The sequence below is a fragment of the Micromonospora sp. MH33 genome (assembly GCF_003013775.1).
Lineage (GTDB): Bacteria > Actinomycetota > Actinomycetes > Mycobacteriales > Micromonosporaceae > Micromonospora > Micromonospora fulviviridis.
The window spans coordinates 1-2507 of record NZ_MUYZ01000532.1 but is presented as its reverse complement, the minus strand read 5'-3'; the positions used below and the strand labels follow the sequence as shown (position 1 = coordinate 2507).

The following is a 2507-nucleotide window of genomic DNA, read 5'->3' as shown; positions in this document are numbered from 1 at the left end:
CGGCCGTGGTCGGCGGCCGGAAGGAAGCGGCCCGGGCCGGCGCCCGTCGGGCCCGTCCGGGCCGGCTCGTCGGCGTCGTGGGGCGTGCGGGTTCCGGTGCCGCCGGGGTTCACGACGAGGCCGGGCGGCGGTCGACCACGCCGGCGCCGGCCGGCACGTCGAAGGCGGCCGGCTCGACCGTGTCGGTGTAGCGGCTCAGGGTGACCTCCGCCGGCTTGCCGTCGAGGGTGCCGGTGAAGCTGCCGAGCACCCCCTCGGTGGTCACGCAGGCGTTGAAGCGGTCGCCGGCCCGGGTGACGTCGACGCAGGTGGCGTGGTGCCCGGCAAGCGTGGTGTCGCTCTGCTGGATGGTCGTCTCGGGGTCGAGCGCCGCGTCGGTGAGCAGCCGGATCACCGCCGGCGGGGTGACCTGGCCGTGCTTGCGTGCCTCGCCGTAGACGACCACCGAGGGCTTGCCGGCGGTCAGTACCGGCGGCGACACCGTGCAGGAGGTACGCCCGGCCGCGTTCGCGCACCGGGTCACCGCCTCCTGGGTCACCGTGATCTTGCCGTCCGGCCAGGTGTACGAGGAGCGCAGCGGCTCCTCGGTCTGCGCGATGGAAGCGGTCCGCCCGCCGCTGAGCTGGTAATCGGCGGCCCAGGTCTGCTCCAGCGCCCGGTCCATCCGGGCGGCGAGGTCGTTGACCAGGTCGGCCCGCCCGAGGGCGACCCCGGTGTCGTCGAGGGCCTGGCAGCCGGTGACCGAGAGCGACGCGATGGCCGAGGCGGCGAGCACGCGGAGAGTCGTCGAGGCGGCGGGCATGGTGCCCAGCCTTGTCGATCGACGCGAGCTCTCGCAAACCCGTTGTCGGTTGAGGCCGGCTAATCCGGGAATGTCCGTGTTACCCGTCGTCGTGGGCGGGATTCACGTGAGGGTCCGCGCGGGGCGAGGTCCCTCGCGTTCAGTCACCGGATGCCGCCCCGAGACAGGTACGTGAGGGCGGGGACCGATACGCTGCGTTCAACACCTGCCTCAGCCGCACCGTCGCGGCCCATACCGGACCGGAACACACAAACGAGGAGCGACTCAGTGGCAACCATCGAGGGAATCGTCGCCCGGGAGATCCTGGACTCGCGGGGCAACCCGACGGTCGAGGTCGAGGTCGGGCTCGACGACGGCACGATCGCCCGCGCCGCGGTGCCGTCCGGCGCCTCCACCGGCGCCTTCGAGGCGATCGAGCTGCGCGACGGTGACAAGGACCGCTACCTGGGCAAGGGTGTCGAGAACGCCGTCGCCAACATCGAGGACAAGATCGTCGACCAGCTCATCGGCTACGAGGCCAGCGAGCAGCGGCTGATCGACCAGAAGATGATCGACATCGACGGCACGGACAACAAGGCCGAGCTGGGCGCCAACGCCATCCTGGGCGTCTCGCTGGCCGTGGCGAAGGCGGCCGCGGGCAGCGCCGAGCTGAGCCTCTTCCGCTACCTGGGCGGCCCGAACGCGCACCTGCTCCCGGTGCCGATGATGAACATCCTCAACGGCGGCGCGCACGCCGACTCGAACGTCGACATCCAGGAGTTCATGATCGCGCCGATCGGCGCGCCCACCTTCCGGGACGCGCTCCGCTCCGGCGCCGAGGTCTACCACGCGCTCAAGTCGGTGCTGAAGAAGAAGGACCTGTCGACCGGCCTCGGCGACGAGGGCGGCTTCGCCCCGAACTTGCCGACCAACGCCGCCGCGCTCGACCTGATCGCCGAGGCGGTGGAGAAGGCCGGCTACCGGCTGGGCACCGACATCGTCTTCGCGCTCGACGTGGCCGCCACCGAGTTCTTCGACAACGGCAGCTACACCTTCGAGGGCAGCGCGAAGAGCGCCGAGGAGATGAGCAACTACTACACCAAGCTCGCCGGCGACTACCCGATCGTCTCCATCGAGGACCCGCTCGCCGAGGACGACTGGAGCGGCTGGGCCACCCTCACCGCGGCGCTCGGCGACCGGATCCAGATCGTCGGCGACGACCTGTTCGTGACCAACCCGCAGCGCATCGCCCGGGGCATCACCGAGAAGGCCGCCAACGCGGTGCTCGTGAAGGTCAACCAGATCGGCTCGCTCACCGAGACCCTGGACGCGGTGGACCTGGCCCACCGGGCCGGCTTCAAGTGCATGATGAGCCACCGCTCCGGCGAGACCGAGGACACCACCATCGCCGACCTGGCGGTCGCCACCGGCTGTGGCCAGATCAAGACCGGTGCCCCGGCCCGCTCCGACCGGGTCGCGAAGTACAACCAGCTCCTGCGGATCGAGGAGGAGCTGGCCGACGCGGCGCGGTACGCCGGTGCCGGCGCGTTCCCGCGCTACCGTTCGGCCTGAGCCGAGAGCTCCGGGGGAGGGGTGTGACGATGCAGCAGCGCCGCACACCGGGTGGCCAGCGGCCCGCCCGTCGGCCGGGTCAGGCCGGCCGGCCGGGCGGGGCCCGGGTCCGGTCGACGGTCCGTGACGCCGGCGTCCGCGCCGAGCCGCGCGC

Annotated in this window: 2 protein-coding genes; one reads left to right on the top strand and one right to left on the bottom strand. The window is 72.0% G+C overall.

What is annotated here, in order from left to right:
• Positions 1 to 109: 109 nt before the first annotated feature.
• Entirely contained in the window at positions 110 to 802 is a 693-nt protein-coding gene (locus tag B0E53_RS35420; RefSeq protein ID WP_107079821.1) for a hypothetical protein, read from the bottom strand.
• A gap of 267 nt (positions 803 to 1069) precedes the next feature.
• On the opposite strand from B0E53_RS35420, the gene eno reads away from it, so the two are divergent.
• A complete protein-coding gene (gene eno, locus B0E53_RS35415) occupies positions 1070 to 2353 on the top strand; it encodes a phosphopyruvate hydratase (RefSeq protein WP_091313900.1) in 1284 nt (427 codons plus the stop codon).
• The last annotated feature ends 154 nt before the right edge of the window (positions 2354 to 2507 follow it).